This is a genomic window from Methanorbis furvi (genome assembly GCF_032714615.1).
GTDB classification, from domain to species: domain Archaea; phylum Halobacteriota; class Methanomicrobia; order Methanomicrobiales; family Methanocorpusculaceae; genus Methanocorpusculum; species Methanocorpusculum furvi.
The window spans coordinates 146,245-166,109 of the sequence record NZ_JAWDKA010000001.1 but is presented as its reverse complement, the minus strand read 5'-3'; the positions used below and the strand labels follow the sequence as shown (position 1 = coordinate 166,109).

Here is a 19,865-nt window from a genome sequence, read left to right as displayed (position 1 = left end):
TCATGTGGAAAGTTAAATGCGACTATCGGGTTAGTCGAGGCCCGGCACCATATCGCATCCGGTACAGGCGATGCACATGGTTTCTGCTTTGGTAGCGTCAAGTCCGTTTGATGCAAGGGCTGCACGATGATGTTTGTAGAGATTCATGAACCGCTTGAAACCCGGACGAGGGAGATCCTTCAGCTCTGCTGCCGGAGAGAAAGGACGAAGTGTCGGGATGATGCCGCGTCTGCATACCTCATCGATCGTTGACTTCATCTCATCATCGGTCTCGCCGAGCCCGAAGATGAGATTGGTGAAGACATGATTTTTCCCAAACAGCTCTACCGCCGTATCAAGTTCTGCGTTGATGAGATCTCTGTCCATCCCCGGGCACATCTCTCTGAAAAGTTCGGGCGTTGCGGTTTCAAGATTGAACTTTACTTCGGCAGCTCCTGCTTCATGGAGTCTCTGTGCGGTTCCTGCAACAGGATAAATCGAAACTCCGATCGGGAGGTTGAACTGTTTCAAAGCTTCCACTGCATCAAGAGCACGTTTCTCTTCCTCTTCGACAGTTCCGACAACGCCGCTTGTCAATGATATCGCATGAATGTCGCCGGCATTTTTCACGAGCGTGACGATCTCATCAATGGATTTTGTCGGTGCCGCATTGCCCGGCACCGGACAGTATCTGCAGTGGTAGATGCATGAGCCGCTAATGGTGATGTAGGCCTGGCCCGGGCAGTGGCTTCCCGGCTTTTCGAGTTTTCCGAGAACCTCGATACAGCCGTAAGTCAGCATCACGGTTCCGCCGCCGATGTGGCGGATGGTGATCGGTGAGTCGTCAGTGACCGCGAGACGCACGCGGTGTCCTTCGTAGCTGAAAAATACCGAACCGCGTCCTCCGGCCCCGGGTCCTGCGGTTGACTTTGATTCGTACTCGGTCGCGTCAGCTCCGATGAGTTTCACGTTGCCGACCTCAAGCAGTTGTGCCTTTAAGGATGTCCACATAGTAACAGTGCCTCTTCAAATCTGGTGTAGAGCGGAATTGCTGCGGTTGCGCCGATAATTCCTGACCCGCCGATGCGGATATCGATGTATTTTTTGATCGCTTCCATCTGGTCAAGCGTGATCTCTCCGCGTTTGACCATCCATGCGTACTCTTCGAGCGGTGACGGATCAAATCCGCGGAAGACCACCATGCCGGTTTTGTCGGAGAGCGTGTACTTCTCCACAAGTTTCTGGACGTTTGTGATCAAGGTCTCAGGCTCGGTTGTGGCAAACTCGATCGCGACTGCGACACAGTTCTTCGTTCGCTGTGCTACCGGGAAGAGCTGGGTGATGGTGTGGGAGAGGTAGCGTGAGTTGTCGTTCTCCACTTCGCGGGCAATATTGTGCGTCAGTGCCCAGGTCGCTCCGACCTCCGGCGTGTCGGTGTCGTCGATGCCGATAATGACGCGTTCCATTCTTTTCAGATGCAAAGTTGAGCCGGCGAGTTTTCCTCCGCCGCACGGTGTGGTCTCTGCACGAAGGACACCTTTTGCTCCTGCCCGGCAGATGGATGCACCAACTCCGCCGCCGCCCATGCCGAGGTACGAGATGGCAATTTCGTTATCAGTAACCGCAGTCCCCGCAATTCCTGCGGGAAACTTTGATCCGACCAGCTGCAGCTCTGCTGAGCCGGGAGTTATGTGGTACCGGATCGTGGTTCCCACTTTTCTGACACTATTGACCAGCGGACTTTGGGCGTAATGTTTTGCGACCCACATCCCTCCGCCGATACAGTCGAAGCATTCGATGAGTTCGATCTGTTTGCCGTCACTTGATGCGACTGCGATTATTTCCTGATAGGGAGCCTGATATGGATCATGGAGTTTCGCCATATAGCCCTGCAACTTCTACACCTCCGTTCGCCCACAGCAGTGCTCCAAGAGCACCGATTCTTCCTTTACCGTTTGCTGAGTCGATGAAGGAGACACCGAGTTTCTCTGCTTCTTTGTTTGCTTCATCCTTCGTCAGCAGTTCGGTCTTGATCCGTTTTGCGTAGGATGATTTCGGCAGTTTAATTCCCGACCAGCAGCAGATGCCGGTGTCAGGGCTGACTGATCTCTCTTCGATGAACTCTCTGACGAACTTGATGAGTTCCTCTTTTTTGTCTGGCCGCACTGCAAAGGTGATAACGGACCCCGTGCAGTTGGTGGTTTTTTCCGGTGCTTTTGGATTGAGCTGAATAATTCTCATGCCAAGAAAGATTGCGCCGTCAACTGTACAGGCCTCGCCGCATTTCATGGCGAGGACCCATGTTGCTCCGCTCTCTTTGGTGTCGGTGTCGTCGATGCCGAAGGTGATCTTTTCGTACTTTGGTAAGACGATCGTGCTTCGGCAGATGTGTGCTCCGCCGACATGCAGATCTTCTTCTGAGTTGTATTCGGTTCTGATGACTCCGGGCGCCTGGGCAAGACATGCGGCAATGCCGACTCCTGCTCCTGCCGCTCCCGCCCATTTGGTTGCGACTTCATCACCGTTCACGATGACCGCTTCCAAAGCCTGACCGCCGAGTTCGGTGTCTGAGGGGCCGAATTTGATCGGATAGGATCCGATCTTTGCCGTCATGGTCATGGTGGTTCCTTCGGTCTTTGCAGTGATGAGTGCACCGCCCGCCCTGCGGCGGTTCATATGATCCCATTCGATGGGCCCGCGGGCATGACACTGTTCGTGAAGTTCGGCGACTCCTTCCTTTTCGTCGGTCATCACCAGCAGTCGGCGGCAGAAGAGCGGCCCAAACCGCTCTTTTACCTGTTCCGGATATAGGGTAATCATAAGTATCCTTGAGTTGTCTCCGATGAGTAGCCACCGGAATTTTCGGTAACAGAATTATCGGTGGTGAGAGTATAAGAGGTAATCGATACCTGAACTTTTGCATTCCAATTCGTTTGGTTATCTTCGGCCGTTCACTACTCATCGTACCTCAGTCCATGGAAGACACATGAACTAAGATGTAAACTCGATACCTGAGGTTTTTGTAATTCATGGTCCTCACTATAATAATAGATCAGTTACCGACTCCTATACCCACCGATAATCTCTCAACCAACAGATAATCAAAGATTGTTGATATGTTGATCTATTCAATAACTCTCACGTCTCATCTTCAGTTATAAATAAACGCGCAAATGAGATATTCCCTGATTATTTCCCGTTTACTGAGTTTATATTGAAATCCAGATGTTATTCATTGCCCACTGTCACATTAGGTTTCCTGTGGTTCTTTCGGGTCTTATCTGTCATGATTATGTTTACTGCTCTATGTTATCAATGTTTTTTTATTTACATATATCAAAATACGCCCGGATTCGGCTTGCATTGTATTAAGAAACTTTATCTATATTCTACCACAACCATTTCAGTAATCGATTTCGATCGATATAGGCTGGTGCATATAAGCAATGGCATTTGCAATGCATATCAACATGGAGCGATGTACCGGTTGTAACAATTGTGTGGTCGCCTGCCCGGTAAACGCACTGGAACTTAACACAGTAGATCCTGCCTCAATTGACAAGATCTACCTCGTACAGGATGGAAAGGCAATGATCCTTGACATCGATCACGAGCTGTGTGCTGGTTGCGGTGTGTGCGTCGAAGCATGCCCATATGATGTTATTAGACTGGTAGGACCGCAGGATGGACCTGTTGCAGCGAAAGCTGCTGAGGGAGCCACCCACTAAGTAAGATTGGAGAACCGAGGATTCATACATGGCAATGAGCACAATGTATCCAAAATACTCCACGAAGATGGAGAATGACACCGTCACCATGGAGCAGCGCCTCCTGAGTAAGGTGTCCAACCTCGTGTTAAACACGACCAAATGTACCGGATGCGGTATCTGTTCTGAAGTCTGTCCCAAGGACGCCATCGTTCTTGGCCTGGTCGGCGCAGTCTGCCGCGGCGCCGTCGAAGACGAAGCCGCAATCTCCGTTGACCCCGCAAAGTGTTCCTACTGCGGTGTCTGTACGATCATGTGTCCGTTTGACGCCCTTGAGGTCAGAGTTGACGGTGAACCCAGCCTTCCGATTAAGGAGCAGGAAGGTTTCCCGGAGTATGACTTCACCGCTGAGATTGACGAAAACAAATGCGTCCGCTGCACAACCTGCAGTGAAGCATGCCCCAACGATTCTATCGTTCGCAACACCCCGATCTATGAGGGTGAGGTTGCTGACGGTGTCAAACGCCAGGCTGCTCTTGACGCTGTGACCACTCTTGTTGTCGACAAGGAAAAGTGCAGTGTTTGTGGTATCTGCGCCTCCCTCTGTCCGGCACTGATGATTAAGCGTGTACCGTTTACCGCTGAGCATGTCGGCTCTGCCGGCGAAGTTGTGTGGGACAACTCCCTCTGCAACGCATGCCAGGTTTGTGCGCTCGCCTGTCCGGATGACGCCATCACCGTTGAACGTGTGGTAACTCCTGAGAGCAAGCTCCCGGGTAACGTTGTCATCGACCAGGATACCTGCATTACCTGCAGCTGGTGTGAGAAAGTCTGCCCTGAAGAAGCTGTTACTATTAAGAAGTTCTTCGACGGCGACATCATCTTCAACGCTGACAAGTGTCCCGGAGGATGTTCAACCTGTGTTGACATCTGCCCGTGCAATGCTATCTATCTGCCGACCCCTGTCCCTGCTCTTCAGATGAAGAGAAACAGCATCGAGCCGAATATCGCCGTCAACAAAGACCTCTGCATTCTGTGCGGTGCCTGTGTCAACGCATGCCCGTCAGAAGATGTCATTACCATCAAACGTACCGGCATCCACGTCAAGGGTCCCGAGACCGACCTGTACAAGACCATCGCTGCCAAGCTGTGTATCCCGCGTTCCTCCAAGGTTCGTGAAGACAAGTTCGGCCAGGTCGAATTAAAATCTCTGGAGTGAGGAGAAAGAATGGCAAGTGCAAAAGCATACAAAGATGCAGCGTTATCCAAACGCCTTGCAGACCGGTCTTACCGCCCTGCTCTGGACTCTGACCCGACCTTCGTCGGCGACGTCGAAAGAATCAGCGGTACGACAGCCCACCTCTGTTACCAGTGTGGTACCTGTACCGGTTCCTGTCCGTCTGCACCCCGCAGCAGCTACCGTATCCGGAACTTCATGCGGCGAACCAACCTTGGCTTAAAGGAAGTCAGCCTCAACGACCCTGATCTCTGGCTGTGCACAACGTGCTACACCTGCAGTGACCGCTGTCCGCGAGACCTGATCCCGACCGATGTCATCATGGCAATGCGCAACATGGCAGCTGCCCAGGGCATTCTCCCAAAGAACATGCTCGGCACGGTCAACTTCATCTACCAGACCGGCCATGGTGTTCCGAACTCCGACGGCAACCGCGCTGCAAGAGTCAAACTCGGTCTTGAACCCGAACCGGAAACCACCTCCAAATACCCCGAATATCTGCCGGCCATCCGTAAGATCCTTGAAGCCTACGGAACCAAACAGCTCGCAGACAAAGTTCTTGCGGAGGGTCAGTAATGTCAGGCAACAATCATCAATTCGCATTCTTCCTCGGCTGCATTGCACCAAACCGGTACCCTGGTATTGAGTCTGCTGCAATCCGCACCGGCAAAAAGCTCGGCATCGACCTTGTCCCGTTAAAGGGAGCATCCTGCTGTCCGGCACCGGGCGCATTCGGATCCATCGATCTGAACGTCTGGTATGCAATGGCAGCACGCAACCTGGTTCTTGCCGAACAGATGGGTATGGACATTGCATTAATCTGCAACGGCTGTTACAAGTCCATCTGGGAAGTCAACCACAAATTAAAGCACAACGCAGAGCTTCGCGACGCAGTCAATGAAGTCTTAAAGGAAGTCGACATGGAGTTCAAGGGCACCATCAACGTGTACCACCTTGCCGAACTTTACTACAACGACGAGATTTGCGGCCTTGCTAAACTGAAAGACAGCGTCAACACACCGCTTACCGGCGTCAAAGTTGCCTGCCACTACGGCTGCCACCTGCTGAAACCAAGAAAGGACCGTGAGTTTGCCGGCGACGTCATCGGCGACACCGAGCACCCGACCTGGTTCGAAGAGCTTGTCGACGCCCTTGGCGCAGAAGCTGTTGAATACCGCAACAAAATGCAGTGCTGCGGTGCCGGCGGAGGTGTCCGCGGCTATGATATCGCTCATGCCCTTGACATCACCAACGAAAAGCTGATCAACATGACCGATGCAGGCGCAGAGGCAATCGTTGACACCTGTCCGTTCTGCCAGCTGCAGTTCGACCGCGGTCAGTTTGAGATTCAGGAGAAGTTCGGTGTCGAATGGAACCTGCCGGTTCTTCACTTCTGTGAAATGCTCGGACTCGCACAGGGTATGAGCCCGGTCGAGCTCGGACTTGACCTGCACCAGATATCCTGCAACCCATTCCTTGACAAGATTAACGGAGGTCAGTAACATGGTATACTCTGGTAAGAAAGCTTCTGAGTCAAGCGAGCCACCTGTTGAGCCGAGAATCGGTGTGTTCATCTGCCACTGCGGAACGAACATCGCCGGCTCCCTCGACGTCATTGCTGTCAAAGAATACGCTCTGACTCTCCCGCACGTCGTCGTCTCTGAAAACTACGCATACATGTGTTCGACCCCTGGTCAGAACATGATCCACGACGCTATCGAGAAAGATCACCTCACCGGTATCGTCGTCGCAGCATGTACTCCGCGTCTTCACGAGCCTACCTTCCGTACGGCAACCGCCAACGGCGGCCTGAACCCGTTCCGGTTCGAGATGGCAAACATCCGTGACCAGGGCTCCTGGGTTCACATGCACGACTGGGACGGTGGAACCGAAAAAGCAAAGGACGCCGTCCGCATCGCTGTTGCAAAAGCAACCATGCTCGAGGACCTCTATCCGATGGCAGTTCCGGTTGAACACCGTGCAATGGTCGTCGGTGCCGGTGTTGCCGGTATTCAGACCTCCATGGACCTTGCCAAAGCCGGCATCGAGACCTACCTCATTGAGAAGGAACCGACCATCGGCGGCCGCATGTCCCAGCTCGACAAAACATTCCCGACTCTTGACTGTTCCCAGTGCATTCTGTCTCCAAAGATGGCAGAAGCCGGCCGTATGCCGGGCATCAGACTCTTCACCCTCGCAGAGGTTGAAGCAGTCGAAGGTTACATCGGTAACTTCGATGTCACCATCCGCCGTCACGCCCGCGGTGTTCTCACTCCGGACGAGGCAGCAGCAAAAGGAATCGTCGGTGGAGGCTGTACCGGCTGTGGCGACTGTTCACAGGTCTGTCCGGTTGTTCGACCGAACACCTGGGAATTCGGCATGGCTCCCCGCAAGGCAATCTACATCCAGCACGCTCAGGTCGTTCCGCTTATCTACACGATCGACTTCGATGCATGTGTGAAATGTGGTCTTTGTGAGACTGCGTGTGGCACCAAAAAAGCAATCGACCTCAACATGGAAGATGAACTCTTCACTGTCAAGGTCGGAACCGTCATTCTTGCAACCGGTTACGAAACCTTCCCGATCGAAGAGAAGTCAGAGTGGGGTTACAAACTCTACGACAACGTCATCTCCTCACTCGAGTTCGAGCGTTTAATCTGTGCATCCGGACCCACCATCGGTCACCTTGTCCGTCCGTCCGACGGCGAGACCCCGATGTCAGTCGGATTCGTGCTTTGTGCAGGTTCCCGTGACAACACCGGAATCGGCAAACCGTACTGCTCCAGATTCTGCTGCATGTACTCGCTGAAGCACGCCCACCAGGTCATTGAAAAGATCCCGGGCTGTAAAGCATACATCTTCTACATGGACATCCGTTCCTTCGGTAAGGCATACGAGGAGTTCTACTACCGTATCCAGCACGAGGGTGCAAAGTTCATCCGTGGACGTGTCGCTCAGATTCAGGAACTGCCGAACAAGAACCTGCTCGTCATCGCCGAAGACACGCTCCTTGGCATGCCGGTCGAGATCGAAGTCGACCTCGTCGTTCTTGCAGCAGCTGTTCAGCCGACCGCAGAGACCGAAGTCGTCCGCAGACTCTTTGGTGTCTCCTGTTCTGCAGACAAATGGCTGCTTGAAGCACACCCGAAACTTGACCCGTGCGGAACTACTACTGCCGGTGTCTATCTCGCCGGTGTCTGTCAGGGTCCAAAAGACATTCCTGACACCGTAGCACAGGCAGAAGGTGCAGCATCCGCAGCATCCATCCCAATCCACTCCGGCCAGGTTGAACTTGAGCCGTACTATGCCCAGTGCGTGGAAAAGCTCTGTGCAGGTTGTGGAATGTGCGTTGGCCAGTGCCCGTACTCTGCTCTGTCGATGATCGTCGCTGACGATGGTCGCACAGTCATGACCGTCACTGCAGCAAAGTGTAAGGGTTGCGGTACCTGCGGTGGATTCTGTCCAGGCGGAGCAATCCGTATGCAGCACTTCACGAGCCCGCAGATTCTTGCCCAGATTGATGCATTCTTCCTGGGAGGTGAGCAGTAAATGGCTGACGAGTGGAAACCCAAGATTATCGGTATCATCTGCAACTGGTGTTCCTATGCCGGAGCAGACGGTGCGGGCTCAGCCCGTACTCAGTACCCGCCGGACGTAAGAATTGTCCGTGTGATGTGTACCGGACGTATCGACACGCTCTTTGTTCTGAAAGCATTCGCTGACGGAGCAGACGGCGTTCTCGTTTCCGGCTGTCACTTCGGTGACTGCCACTACCTTGCAGGAAACTACAAGGCAGCAAAGAGAATGTTCCTCGTAAAGAGTGTCATGCAGAACATGGGTCTGGAACACAAACGTTTCAGAATGACCTTTGTGTCTGCATCAGAAGGTGCAAAGTGGGCAGTCGTCATCAACGATGTTATCAACACCGTCACAGAGATCGGTCCAAGCCCCATTGCAGCAGAAAGAAAGAGAAGAGGTCTTTAAAATGGCAGAAGGAGAATACTCCCCCCTACCAAACCTTTTTCAGAAGGAAAACTTCGAAGACTGGTCTAAGCCACACCTCGTCGGTGGAACCACCGAATACTCCTCACTCCTCAAACTTCAGGCAATGAAGGAAGGCGGACTGAGAAAATACGGCAACGGTATCATCGTCAGTGTTGTCACCTGCACAGAAATCAAGCAGGGTGTTGCAATCGAAACCGGAAAGACATCTCAGAAGTACTTCGACGCATGTTCAATCATTGAACTCCACGAAGAAGACTTCAAAGCACTCGGAATCAACCACAACACCAACGTCAGAGTCACCAGCGCAGCAGGAAGCGTTATTCTCAAGGCAGTTACCACTACCCAGAGTCTGTACCCCGGACTTGGTCACATCCCGATGGGACCGTGGGCAAACATCCTTGTTCCGTCATACACGTACTCAACTGGTGAGCCATGCTTCTGCGGATTTGACTGTCTTATCGAACCAGCTCCGCAAGAGAAAATTGAGAAAGCTGTAAAGCTTATGCACGAAAAATGTGGTCTGAAATATGTAGGAGACCCGCACTATGACTAAAACAATTAAGAACGTAATCTGTACATTCTGCGGTACACTTTGCGATGACCTTGAAGTCGACGTCACCGACGACGGAAAGAAGATTTTGCAGGTCAGAAATGCCTGTGCAATCGGTGCAGAAAAATATCTCCACGTTGGCAACCCGGGTCGTGTAATTGTTCCGCGTATGCGTCAGGCTGACGGAACGTACAAGGACGTTTCCTACGACGAAGCAATCGACTTCACTGCAAAGACACTCCTCAAAGCAAAGAAGCCGTTGTTCTACGGATGGTCATCCACCAACTGTGAAGCAATCTCAGCAGGTAACGTACTTGCAGAGAAGACCGGCGGTGTCATCGATAACTGTGCAACCGTCTGCCATGGATCCTCTCTCCTCGCAATTCAGGATACCGGAGTTCCGTCCTGTACCCTTGGTGAGGTTAAGAACCGTGCTGACCGTATCATCTTCTGGGGATGCAACCCTGCACACGCTCACCCGCGTCACATGTCCAGATACTCTATCTTCCCCCGCGGATTCTTCACCGCAAAGGGTCAGAAAGGAAGAAAGATCATCTGTGTTGACTGCCGTGAAACCGACACTGCAAAAGTAGCAGATGCCTTTGTGCGCATTAAACAGAGCTACGACTACGAAATCATCGATGCATTCAGAACCGTTCTTCGCGGTGAGGAAATCCCCGCTGAAGTCGGCGGAGTTCCTGCAGAGAAGATCAAAGAAGTCATTGAGATCCTCAAGTCCGGTCGTTTCGTGACCCTCTTCTTCGGTATGGGACTTACCCACACACTTGGAAGAAACCACAACATCGACGAGGCAATCAACTTCATCCGTGACTTAAACGACTACACCAAAGCAGTGCTCATTGCAATGCGCGGTCACTACAACGTTACCGGTGCAGGTCAGGTTCTTGGATGGCAGTATGGTTACCCGTTCGCATGCGATCTGTCAAGACTGACAGTGGCACGTCACAACCCGGGAGAGACCACCTCTGTGGACTTACTTGTCCGTCACGAAGTTGATGCCTGCGTAGTCATTGCAAGCGACCTTGCCGCCCACTTCCCGTTCGAGGCAACCAGAGTTATGGCAAGCATTCCAACGATTACCATCGACCCGCACATCAGCATGTCGACAGAACTCTCAGACCTCCACATTCCGGTCGCAATCGTCGGCGTTGAAGTCGGCGGATGCTGTTACCGTATGGACAACGTCCCAATCGAGACCCGTAAGTGTGTCGATGCACCCGAAGGAGTCCTTGATGATGAGGAGCTCTTCAACCGTATCGCCAAGAGAGTCGACGAGATTCTCGCAGAGAACGGTGTGAAGGACGCATCCGAGTATCTTGCAAAGATTGAACAGGAGACCTGAATATGACAGAAATTATCATTAAAAACGGTCATGTGTTCGATGCAGTAACCGGTCACAAAGGCGACGTCGCTGACGTCTGCATGAAAGACGGCAAGATTGTTGACAAAGTCAGCAACTCCGCAACCGTCATTGATGCAACCGGCAAGTCTGTCATGGCCGGTGCTCTTGATGTGCACACCCACGTCGCAGGTCCGAAGGTCAACCTCGGCCGCTGGTACCGCCCGGAGGATAAGTTCCGCCTTGGCGAGCGCTGCTCTGCAAAGATCGACCCGAAGACAAAGATCGAGGGTGGATTCTCTATTCCGACCGTCTACAAGACCGGATACGAGTACGCACGTATGGGTTTTGCCTTCCTGATGGAAGCTGCAATGCCGCCACTTTACTCGCGCCACACGCACGAGGAGATTCGCGACACCCCGATCGTTGATGAAGCAGCAATGCCGGTTTTCGGCAACAACTGGTTCATGTTCGAGTACCTGAAGAACGGCGAGATCGACAATGCAGCAGCATATGTTGCATGGATGCTCCGCCAGACCAAAGGATACGGTATTAAGTGTGTGAACCCGGGAGGATCCGAGGCATGGGCCTGGGGTCTGAACTGTATGACCGTCAATGATCCGGTGCCGTACTTTGAAATTACGCCCAAAGAGATCATTGCAGGTCTTATCACCACGAACGAAGAGCTGCACCTGCCGCACTCCGTCCACCTTCACTCCAACAACCTGGGTAACCCGGGCAACTTCCAGACGACCCTTGACTCTCTGAAGATCGCAGAGGACTTTAAGCCGAACAACAACCTCGGCCGTAAGACTGTTCTGCACCACACCCACATTCAGTTCCACTCCTACGGCGGAACCGGATGGGGCGACTTCGAGTCCAAGTCCAAGGAAGTCATGGACTATGTGAACAAGACTCCGCAGATCTCCATCGACTCCGGTAGCGTCACCCTTGACGAGACCACGACGATGACTGCTGACGGTCCGTTCGAGTACCACCTTGGTGCCCTGAACCACCTGAAGTGGGGTAACGTGGATGTCGAGCTTGAGACCTCTTCCGGTGTTGTTCCGTACGTGTACGACCCGAAGGTAAAGGTCTGCGACATTCAGTGGGCAATCGGTCTTGAGGTTCCGCTCTTCGCAGCAGATCCGATGCGGACGATGATCACTACCGATCACCCGAATGCAGGTCCGTTCACCCGCTACCCGCGTCTCTACGCATGGCTGATGGACAAGAAGTATCGTGACGATCTCCTGAACAGCTTCAAGTACGCAACGAAAGTTATCGATGCAACCTATCTTGCTGAGATCGACCGTGAGATCAACCTCTACGAGCTGTCCCAGATGACCCGTGCAGGACCTGCACAGGTTCTTGGTCTGTCCGGCTCTATGGGTGGTCTTGCTCCCGGCATGAATGCAAACGTTGCAGTCTACAACATCAACCCTGACAATATGCAGAAGGGTATTGAGCTTGAGAATGCATTTGCAAAGTCTGCATACTTCATCAAGGACGGCGTTAAGGTTGTTGAGAACGGTGTTGTTCTCGATGCTGACCCGGTCGTTAAGAAGACCTACTGGGTCAATGCAAAAGTACCTGAGAACAAGCAGGTCATGCATGATATCAACGAGAAGTTCCTGAAGTACTACAGTGTCAGCCTTGGCAACTACGAGGTTATTGATCACTATGCTCCGCACCAGGAGATTATCGAGGTGTAAGACATGAAGACGGTAACCATTAAGTTAAAGAAAGTCCCGACCCTCTACCTCGAATGCGAGAGTGTTACTCCGGACAAGTTTGCCGGAAAGTCCCTTGAGGCTATTGCAGCACTTCCATGTTCGGAGGGTAAGTCCAACTACAAGCTCGGCGACTGGTTCGAGATCTCAGGATCTGCCGGTGCAACCGCAGCAGAGACGAAGATCGATGTCTATGGTCCGGGAACCTCGAAGTGCAAGTACTTCGGTGCATGGATGAGCGCAGGCGAAGTTGTTGTCAACGGAACCGCAGATATGTTCACGGGCTCCTGGATGACCGGCGGCAAGCTCCACGTTAAGGGAGATGTCCGCTCCTTCTCCGGCCTTCAGATGAAGGGCGGAGAGATGCTGGTCGAAGGCCGTGCCTGGAACTATCTCGGCGCAGCATACCGCGGCGACTGGCGTGGAATGCAGGGCGGTCTCATCCGTGTTAAGGGTGATGCAGGCTCTGACCTTGGTACCTTCATGAACGGTGGAACGATCATCGTTGAGGGTAACGTGGATATCCACACCGGTACTCACGCTGACGGTGGAACAATCATCATCAAAGGCAAGGCTCACCGCCGTGTCGGTGGTCAGATGGTAAAAGGCGAGATCTACGTCTTCAAGGGCTGCGATGTAATGATGCCCGGTTTCAAGAAGGTTGAGGAGCGGGAGATTGAGGTTGACGGTGAGAAGCATGTCTTCAACGTGTTCATCGGTGACCTTGGCGAACGCCACTCAAAGAGCAAGGGCGAGGTCGTTTACGGCCACCTCTACACTCTGAAGGAGTAAATCCTTCTTTTTCTTTTTTTTTTGAAAATTCTTTGGAAAAATTATTGCGGCATTGTCCAGAATTTTTTTTGCAGTATCACAAAAACAACAGTGCCATCAGTTCCTCACTGCTCCTCACTACTTCTGCCTCCATCTCAAGCATCAGATTCACGAGCTCCCTCTCGCTGTACTGCCGGAAATCCGTCCGGACAGCAATCACTCGTTTGCCAAGAGCGGTCGCATACCCCATCTCCCATGCGGTGCCGGAGTCTGCGTCAGACCCGTCAATTACCGCAACCACAATGTCACTGTCCCGCAGATCGGAAAGATTCTGGTGATAGATGAACTCCTCACGGCCTTCACCCCGCGACTCGGCGGTATCAAGTTTCTGCGGCAGATGAACGTCATAACAGCGTGAGGAAAGCAGATCAGCAAGAGCCTGATTGTAAACTCTCTGTGCCTCGGAAAATAACGGCGCTGCAAGATAAATCCGGTACTGCGCAAACTGTCTCACATCAATCAATGGAATATCAGAAAACCGCTTCAGAAAAACTCCGGGACCTGCTGACTTTTCATCGCTGTAATAGGTCGTTGAGATACCGCAGGTAGGGGACGAGTTCACGCCGATAATTGCAAGCGGCGCTTCACCTCTCTCTGCAATAAGAGCTCTGACATCAGCCTCAAGCCTCTCAAGAAGAACAGAAAACTCCGGCACATTCAACCGGTCAAGAAAAGATCCGGGAGTACGGGGCACGCCGAGAAACAATGTCTCGGGACAGGGAAGCGGAATAATTTCTATTGAAAAACGTCTGCATCTCGCAACAGCCGCAGCCCATACAGCACGGTCTGCATCGGTGGTGATTCCTTCAGCACGAAGTTTTTCGTTCAGAATGCAGGGCGAGGCAAGGACGTACATTAATTAGTCTCATAGGAAGTCATGAGGGATAAAGGCCGCGGGAGGGTATGTCGGTATTATTTTCTGTTTGTCCATTACGTTCTGCTCCGCCCACGGAACACACGAGACGCATGCCTGCGGCCTGCTTACCGCTTCGCGGGAACACACAGAAATTTCACGGAAAAAAAGATCACGGAGCAGACGTGAACAGCACGGAACTCTCACTCAAAAAAAATATTATTCGGGCTCTCACGAAATAATTTTTGAAAATTTTTTTTAGAAATATTTTGTGAACAAGATCGGCCACATAACTTCACTAAAAAAATATTTTCAGACTCTCACAAAATAATCTTTGAAAAAAATTTTGAAAATTTCCGTGATGTTCACGTCTGCTCCGTGCTCTTTTTTTCCGTGCCTATTCCGTGTGTTCTGTTTTTCCGTGGGCGGAGCTGAAGCTACAACACCACAACAGACAAAACACTTATCCGCATTTCATACAGACACAGTACCGCAAATATCAGAGAAGAGATCATGATAGAAACACAGAGCTGGATGAACGAACTCACCGCAAAACTACTCTCGCAGTTTGGCGAAAGGCTCATCTTCGCAGGACTTCAGGGAAGCTATCTGCGAAACGAAGCAACCGAAGAAAGTGACATCGACGTCATGGTCATCCTTGACGAACTTGCGCTCGCAGACCTTGCCGCATACAAAACAATCGTCGCGAAAATGCCTGAGGGAGAGAAGGCATGCGGATTTATCTGTGGGAAAGAGGAACTTCTCGCCTGGCCCAAACATGAACTCTTCCAGCTCGCCAAAGAAACAAAAAACTGGCACGGAGAACTCGCACAACTCCTTCCGCCGGTCACAAGAGAAAACATCTGTGACAGCGTAAAAATTTCTGCGGCAAACCTCTATCATGAAGCATGCCACAGATACCTCTACGACCAAGGAGACAACAGAGTCGAAAATCTTCAGTATGCCTACAAAACTTCCTCCTTCCTCCTCAAACTCGTACATTATCTCAGAACATACGAGTACATCACCACCAGAAAAGATCTCCTCACAGAGCTCTCAGGAATCGAACAGGAGATACTTCTCTCGTTCATGAACTGGGATGGCGAAGCTGACATGCGTCAGAAAAATCCTGGCCGAAATTATCAGCAGCTGATCTCCTGGACAGGAGCTCTCCTCAGAGAAATGCAGGACGCCTCACCCGAAATCAGAATAACCGTGCAGGCCCAATAACATACAAACAATGGCGGACCAAACACGGACAAAAGGAATACCTCTCATCGCATACCGCGACAACTCCTGCGATCCGAAAAAATGTACCATGAAAAAACTGGAACGGTTCGGCATGATGCGGATAGTTGGCCGCATCCAGGAAATTTCAAAAAGTACACTTCTTCTGGACCCGACCGCAGAGTTTGTCATCTCGCCTGCCGACAGAAACTGGGTGCGGTCAATCACCGCACTTGACTGTTCATGGGAAGTACTCGACACCGCAAACCTCACCTCATGGAAAGGAAGGCGGGCGCTTCCCTTCCTCGTCGCCGCAAACCCGGTCAACTTCGGCAAACCCTTCACCCTCACCTCAGTCGAAGCAATCGCCGCAACCCTTCACATCCTCGGAGAAGCAGAACAGGCAAAAGCAGTGCTCGCAAAGTTTCACTGGGGCCTAAACTTCCTTGCCCTCAACGCCGAACCGCTCGCCGAGTATGCGGAGGCAAAGAACAGTGAAGAAGTACTAAAGATACAGAGCGAGTATATCGGGTAAAGTCGTCCCCACCGTGACAATTAACATCTGCGACGACTAAATAACACATATACAATGGCAAGCGTAAGCATTCGGAGATACGGACAGATCTTTGATGTACTGATGAAGTACGGATTTTCCTACTATCTCAACGAACTTTTCCCGGGATTTATCAACACCAAGAAGTCGACACAGGACGATTTCAGCTCATACTCGATCTATGCAAGAGTCCGCATGGCCCTCGAAGAACTTGGCCCGACCTTTGTCAAGTTCGGTCAGCTGATGAGTACGAGAACCGAACTCTTCCCGCCCGAGATGATCGACGAACTCTCCAAGCTGCAGGACAGGGTCGGTGTTGTTCCGTTCGATGAGGTCATCCCGACACTGGACGAGTACATCCCTGACTGGCGTGACGTCTTCACCTCGCTTGATCCAAAACCGCTTGCCGCAGCATCCATCTCCCAGGTGTATCGTGCCGTTATGCAGGACGGAACCGAGCTTGCCCTGAAGATTCAGCGCCCCAACATTCAGGAGAGAATTGAACAGGACATCGTGCTTCTCAGATCCCTTGCCGAAAAGATTGAGGAGAAACGTCCTGACCTTCGTCTCTATAATCCGGTAACGCTTGTCGATGACTTTTCTGTTCAGATCAAAAAAGAGCTGGACTTTACCCGCGACGGTATGAATGCAGAAAGGCTCGCACGAAACATGCGTGTCTCAGGAATTCCCGGTATCAAGGTCCCGAAAATTTACTGGGAGTTCTCGGGAAAACGTCTGCTTGCAATGGAGTTTGTCTCAGGAGTCAGATGTGATGCGGTGGAGGAGATTGTTGCGATGGGTATGGATCCAAAAGATCTTGCCAGCCGCGGGCTGAAATCCTTCATGGTTCAGATTTTCCAGAACGGATTTTATCACGGTGACCCGCATGCAGGAAACATCCGTGTCTCGCCGAAAGGTGATCTGGTTTTCCTTGACTTTGGTGTCTGCGGTGTTCTGATGAAGGACACGCGGAACAAATTCATCTCTCTCATGCTTGCGCTGTTTTCCGCGGATACTGATATGACGATTCGATACGTCAAAAATCTCGGGGTGAAAATTCCAGCATCAGGCATCGATGAGTTCCGCGGCGAACTGTATCTTGCTCTGCAGGACAGCAAGGATATGGGAGCACAGATGAACTTCTCGGGACTCGTTGGCGCAATTCAGGAGCTGTTCCAGAGAAACAATATTCGTGTTCCACCAAATCTTATGCAGCTGTTAAAGGCGCTGATGCTTGTTTCAAACATTGCGTTCACGCTTGATCCTGAGCTTGAGTTTGCCAAGGAAGCAGAGCCGTACTTAAAGAAGCTGATCGCAGAGGATGTCAGGGATCCGGAGAATGTGCAGAAGAAAATCCTTGATGCAAAAGTCAGGCTCGAAGATCTTTCGCGTGTGCCGCAGCAGTTGTCTGCGGTTCTGGAGATGGCATCCGAAGGAAAACTCAGAATCGATGTGGCGGCAAAAGAGATCGGCGATCTTCGGGTAACACTTGAGAGTTCGATTGACAAACTGGTTATCGGTCTGATGGTTTCAGCGATTGTGATCGGTCTCTCACTTGTTCTGATGAGTCAGCCGGCAGAGGCTGGATACTTCTCTCTGCTCTCATATATTGCGGCGATCGTGGTGATTGTGATCGTTTTCTATAAGATGCAGACCCGCGGGAACAAACCTAAGAACGAGTAATTTTTACGAATTCATTTTTTTTATTTTTAGTGGTTTTTTTCATTAAATTCTGCCACCCACGGAAAATCGGAAAACACGGAGCTTCACAGAAAAACATCACGGAGCAGACGTGAACATCACGGAACTCTCATTCAAAAAAATATTTTCTGACTCTCACAAAATAATTTTTAAAACTTTTTTCAGAAATATTTTGTGAATGTGGTAGGCCACAAAATCTCACTGAAAAAAAATATCACGGAACTCTTACTCAAAAAAATATTTTCTGACTTTCACAAAATAATTTTTAAATTTTTTTTTTGAAAATTTCCATGATGTTCACGTCTACTCCGTGATGTTTTTTTTTCTGTGAAATTTCTGTGTGCTCCGTTTTTCCCGTGAAGCGGTGAGCACGACGGAACGACGTGGGAATCGTGGACTGATACACGAGTCAGCACCATTTTTGGTACTATCTCCAACTACATCTAATCAAAGAGTTATATAGAGTAGTATCCGTTCGAACCCCTTTGAATGGAAAAAAACAGGAGATAAAAAAATGTTCTGCCAGCAATGTGAAGAGACCGCACGTGGTCTCGGCTGTACTGCCGGTGGCGTCTGCGGAAAAGACAACGACACTGCCTGTTATCAGGACGCAGTAAACTTCGCCCTTTCCGGTCTTGCATACCGCAAGATTCACCAGCCTGCCGGCGCAAAAGTTCCGGCCAATACCGTAAAACAGGATAAGGATGTTGTCGCGATCTTGTTTGCGACTCTTACCAACGTCAACTTCGACAAAGAGCGGTTCAAAACATATCTGAAAACCATCATCAGCTACCGCGACGCATATCCGAAAATTTCCGGAGAACCAAAACAGTGCTCCTGGATTCCAGCATCCGAAGAGGACATCGTTCATCTTGAAGGAGGAATTGGTCTTCTTGCTATCGAAGACGAGAACGAGCGGTCGCTGTTCTCCCTGCTTCTCTTCGGGCTGAAGGGAATGTGTGCCTACTACTCACATGCCGAAGCTCTTGGAAAAACTGATCCTGAGATTGTATCATTCATCTACAAGGGCCTTGCATCAAGGTTTGAGAAACACAGCATTGAAGAGCGCACAGCACTGGTTCTTGAATGCGGCAAAATGGGCGTGAAGATGCTTGCACTGCTCGATGAAGCAAACAAGCATTACGGAACAACCGCTATCACCAAAGTTCACTGCGGTGTTGGAACAAAACCGGGAATTCTCGTGACCGGCCATGATCTCAAAGACCTGGAGATGCTTCTTGAGCAGACGAAAGGAACAGGCGTTGATGTCTACACGCATGGTGAGATGCTGATCGCCCACGCACACCCGGACTTTGCCAAGTACGACAACCTGATCGGCAACTACGGTACATCCTGGGCAAATCAGAAGGACGAGTTCCCAAAGTTCGGCGGACCGATTCTGTTTACCACAAACTGTCTGGTCCCGCCGCCGGAAGAGTACCGCAAGAAAATTTTCACGACCGGCTCGGTCGGATTTGCCGGCGCGGTACATATCCCTGAAAAGGCTGACGGATCAAAGGACTTCTCTGAGATTATTGCAATGGCAAAGAAATGCAAAGCTCCGCAGGACCTCAAACTGACGGATATCACAACAGGTGCAGGACATGACGCAGTTCTTGCGGCAGCGCCAAAGATTCTGCAGTTGATCAACGAGAAAAAGATCAAACGCTTTGTCGTGATGGCAGGTTGTGACGGACGACACAAAGAGCGTGTCTACTACACCGAGTTTGCAAAAGCTCTGCCGAAGGATGTGATCATTCTCACTGCAGGCTGTGCAAAGTTCAGGTACAACCGTCTCGACCTCGGTGACATTGAAGGAATTCCCCGCGTGCTGGACGCAGGCCAGTGTAATGACTCGTACTCGCTTGTCGTGATTGCGCTGGAGCTTGCAAAAGTACTCAAGACCGATGTCAATGCTCTGCCGCTGTCGTTCAACATTGCATGGTATGAACAAAAAGCAATTCTGGTGTTCCTGACTCTGCTTGCCCTTGGCATCAAGGACATCATGATCGGTCCGAACTTACCGGCATGCGTCTCGCCTGATGTGCTGAACACGCTGGTGAAACAGTTTGGCGTTCAGCCGAACACGACCGTTGAAGCAGATATGAAAACACTTCACATCGTCTGAG

The 19,865-nt window shown here is 51.2% G+C and carries 18 protein-coding genes; 14 read left to right on the top strand and 4 right to left on the bottom strand.

What is annotated here, in order from left to right:
• Positions 1–30: 30 nt before the first annotated feature.
• The 3 genes from McpAg1_RS00870 to McpAg1_RS00860 are packed head-to-tail and all read right to left on the bottom strand — an operon-like array spanning position 31 to position 2,799.
• Positions 31–990, bottom strand: coding sequence for a radical SAM protein (locus McpAg1_RS00870; protein WP_338093392.1), 960 nt, complete (start codon positions 988–990; stop codon positions 31–33).
• Complete coding sequence (gene mmp11, locus McpAg1_RS00865) at positions 975–1,862, bottom strand: methanogenesis marker protein 11 (protein ID WP_338093391.1); 888 nt, start codon at positions 1,860–1,862, stop codon at positions 975–977. Before mmp11 ends, McpAg1_RS00870 begins: the two co-directional genes overlap by 16 nt.
• A complete protein-coding gene (locus McpAg1_RS00860; protein WP_338093390.1) occupies positions 1,846–2,799 on the bottom strand; it encodes a tRNA(Ile2) 2-agmatinylcytidine synthetase in 954 nt (317 codons plus the stop codon). Before McpAg1_RS00860 ends, mmp11 begins: the two co-directional genes overlap by 17 nt.
• Positions 2,800–3,425: 626 nt before the next feature.
• Here McpAg1_RS00860 and McpAg1_RS00855 point away from each other — a divergent pair.
• From McpAg1_RS00855 to McpAg1_RS00810, 10 genes are read left to right on the top strand one after another with little or no spacing between them, the layout of a single operon-like run.
• Positions 3,426–3,707 carry an indolepyruvate ferredoxin oxidoreductase subunit alpha gene (locus McpAg1_RS00855; protein ID WP_338093389.1) on the top strand — a complete coding sequence of 94 codons (282 nt, stop codon included), beginning with the start codon at positions 3,426–3,428 and terminating at the stop codon, positions 3,705–3,707.
• A gap of 28 nt (positions 3,708–3,735) precedes the next feature.
• Positions 3,736–4,905: a 4Fe-4S binding protein gene (locus tag McpAg1_RS00850; protein WP_338093388.1), complete on the top strand. Its 1,170-nt coding sequence runs from the start codon at positions 3,736–3,738 to the stop codon at positions 4,903–4,905.
• Between the two features lie 9 nt (positions 4,906–4,914).
• The gene (hdrC, locus tag McpAg1_RS00845; protein WP_338093387.1) at positions 4,915–5,499 is read left to right on the top strand and encodes a CoB--CoM heterodisulfide reductase subunit C; all 585 of its coding nucleotides are present in this window, start codon (positions 4,915–4,917) and stop codon (positions 5,497–5,499) included.
• A complete protein-coding gene (gene hdrB, locus McpAg1_RS00840) occupies positions 5,499–6,425 on the top strand; it encodes a CoB--CoM heterodisulfide reductase subunit B (protein WP_338093386.1) in 927 nt (308 codons plus the stop codon). The genes hdrC and hdrB overlap by 1 nt, the downstream gene beginning before the upstream one ends.
• Before the next feature lies 1 nt (position 6,426).
• Positions 6,427–8,472 carry a 4Fe-4S dicluster domain-containing protein gene (locus tag McpAg1_RS00835; protein WP_338093385.1) on the top strand — a complete coding sequence of 682 codons (2,046 nt, stop codon included), beginning with the start codon at positions 6,427–6,429 and terminating at the stop codon, positions 8,470–8,472.
• The gene (locus McpAg1_RS00830; protein ID WP_338093384.1) at positions 8,473–8,907 is read left to right on the top strand and encodes a hydrogenase iron-sulfur subunit; all 435 of its coding nucleotides are present in this window, start codon (positions 8,473–8,475) and stop codon (positions 8,905–8,907) included.
• A 1-nt stretch (position 8,908) separates the two neighbouring features.
• Complete coding sequence (locus McpAg1_RS00825; RefSeq protein ID WP_338093383.1) at positions 8,909–9,481, top strand: molybdopterin dinucleotide binding domain-containing protein; 573 nt, start codon at positions 8,909–8,911, stop codon at positions 9,479–9,481.
• A complete protein-coding gene (locus tag McpAg1_RS00820; protein ID WP_338093382.1) occupies positions 9,474–10,841 on the top strand; it encodes a formylmethanofuran dehydrogenase subunit B in 1,368 nt (455 codons plus the stop codon). The genes McpAg1_RS00825 and McpAg1_RS00820 overlap by 8 nt, the downstream gene beginning before the upstream one ends.
• Positions 10,842–10,843: 2 nt before the next feature.
• Entirely contained in the window at positions 10,844–12,553 is a 1,710-nt protein-coding gene (locus McpAg1_RS00815) for a formylmethanofuran dehydrogenase subunit A (RefSeq protein WP_338093381.1), read from the top strand.
• A gap of 3 nt (positions 12,554–12,556) precedes the next feature.
• Positions 12,557–13,363, top strand: coding sequence for a formylmethanofuran dehydrogenase subunit C (locus McpAg1_RS00810; RefSeq protein ID WP_338093380.1), 807 nt, complete (start codon positions 12,557–12,559; stop codon positions 13,361–13,363).
• Between the two features lie 76 nt (positions 13,364–13,439).
• Here the strand turns inward: McpAg1_RS00810 and McpAg1_RS00805 are convergent, their stop codons facing one another.
• Entirely contained in the window at positions 13,440–14,258 is an 819-nt protein-coding gene (locus McpAg1_RS00805; protein ID WP_338093379.1) for a nucleoside 2-deoxyribosyltransferase, read from the bottom strand.
• A 510-nt stretch (positions 14,259–14,768) separates the two neighbouring features.
• Here McpAg1_RS00805 and McpAg1_RS00800 point away from each other — a divergent pair.
• From McpAg1_RS00800 to hcp, 4 genes are all read left to right on the top strand, one after another.
• Positions 14,769–15,485 (top strand): nucleotidyltransferase domain-containing protein, encoded by a 717-nt coding sequence (locus McpAg1_RS00800; protein ID WP_338093378.1) that lies wholly within the window; start codon positions 14,769–14,771, stop codon positions 15,483–15,485.
• A 10-nt stretch (positions 15,486–15,495) separates the two neighbouring features.
• Positions 15,496–16,017: a DUF367 family protein gene (locus McpAg1_RS00795; RefSeq protein WP_338093377.1), complete on the top strand. Its 522-nt coding sequence runs from the start codon at positions 15,496–15,498 to the stop codon at positions 16,015–16,017.
• Positions 16,018–16,071: 54 nt separating this feature from the next.
• Positions 16,072–17,718, top strand: a complete 1,647-nt coding sequence (locus tag McpAg1_RS00790) for an ABC1 kinase family protein (RefSeq protein ID WP_338093376.1) — start codon at positions 16,072–16,074, stop codon at positions 17,716–17,718.
• 532 nt (positions 17,719–18,250) lie between these two features.
• Positions 18,251–19,864 (top strand): hydroxylamine reductase, encoded by a 1,614-nt coding sequence (hcp, locus tag McpAg1_RS00785; RefSeq protein WP_338093375.1) that lies wholly within the window; start codon positions 18,251–18,253, stop codon positions 19,862–19,864.
• Position 19,865: the final 1 nt, after the last annotated feature.

Excerpts from the sequence above, each read along its gene's own strand:
- McpAg1_RS00870 (WP_338093392.1), bottom strand. The coding sequence starts at position 990 with ATGTGGACATCCTTAAAGGCACAACTGCTTGAGGTCGGCAACGTGAAA.
- McpAg1_RS00815 (WP_338093381.1), top strand. The coding sequence starts at position 10,844 with ATGACAGAAATTATCATTAAAAACGGTCATGTGTTCGATGCAGTAACC.
- McpAg1_RS00810 (WP_338093380.1), top strand. The coding sequence starts at position 12,557 with ATGAAGACGGTAACCATTAAGTTAAAGAAAGTCCCGACCCTCTACCTC.
- McpAg1_RS00850 (WP_338093388.1), top strand. The coding sequence starts at position 3,736 with ATGGCAATGAGCACAATGTATCCAAAATACTCCACGAAGATGGAGAAT.
- McpAg1_RS00795 (WP_338093377.1), top strand. The coding sequence starts at position 15,496 with ATGGCGGACCAAACACGGACAAAAGGAATACCTCTCATCGCATACCGC.
- hcp (WP_338093375.1), top strand. The coding sequence starts at position 18,251 with ATGTTCTGCCAGCAATGTGAAGAGACCGCACGTGGTCTCGGCTGTACT.
- McpAg1_RS00790 (WP_338093376.1), top strand. The coding sequence starts at position 16,072 with ATGGCAAGCGTAAGCATTCGGAGATACGGACAGATCTTTGATGTACTG.
- McpAg1_RS00855 (WP_338093389.1), top strand. The coding sequence starts at position 3,426 with ATGGCATTTGCAATGCATATCAACATGGAGCGATGTACCGGTTGTAAC.
- McpAg1_RS00825 (WP_338093383.1), top strand. The coding sequence starts at position 8,909 with ATGGCAGAAGGAGAATACTCCCCCCTACCAAACCTTTTTCAGAAGGAA.
- McpAg1_RS00835 (WP_338093385.1), top strand. The coding sequence starts at position 6,427 with ATGGTATACTCTGGTAAGAAAGCTTCTGAGTCAAGCGAGCCACCTGTT.
- McpAg1_RS00805 (WP_338093379.1), bottom strand. The coding sequence starts at position 14,258 with ATGTACGTCCTTGCCTCGCCCTGCATTCTGAACGAAAAACTTCGTGCT.
- McpAg1_RS00860 (WP_338093390.1), bottom strand. The coding sequence starts at position 2,799 with ATGATTACCCTATATCCGGAACAGGTAAAAGAGCGGTTTGGGCCGCTC.
- hdrB (WP_338093386.1), top strand. The coding sequence starts at position 5,499 with ATGTCAGGCAACAATCATCAATTCGCATTCTTCCTCGGCTGCATTGCA.
- mmp11 (WP_338093391.1), bottom strand. The coding sequence starts at position 1,862 with ATGGCGAAACTCCATGATCCATATCAGGCTCCCTATCAGGAAATAATC.
- McpAg1_RS00820 (WP_338093382.1), top strand. The coding sequence starts at position 9,474 with ATGACTAAAACAATTAAGAACGTAATCTGTACATTCTGCGGTACACTT.
- McpAg1_RS00830 (WP_338093384.1), top strand. The coding sequence starts at position 8,473 with ATGGCTGACGAGTGGAAACCCAAGATTATCGGTATCATCTGCAACTGG.
- McpAg1_RS00800 (WP_338093378.1), top strand. The coding sequence starts at position 14,769 with ATGATAGAAACACAGAGCTGGATGAACGAACTCACCGCAAAACTACTC.
- hdrC (WP_338093387.1), top strand. The coding sequence starts at position 4,915 with ATGGCAAGTGCAAAAGCATACAAAGATGCAGCGTTATCCAAACGCCTT.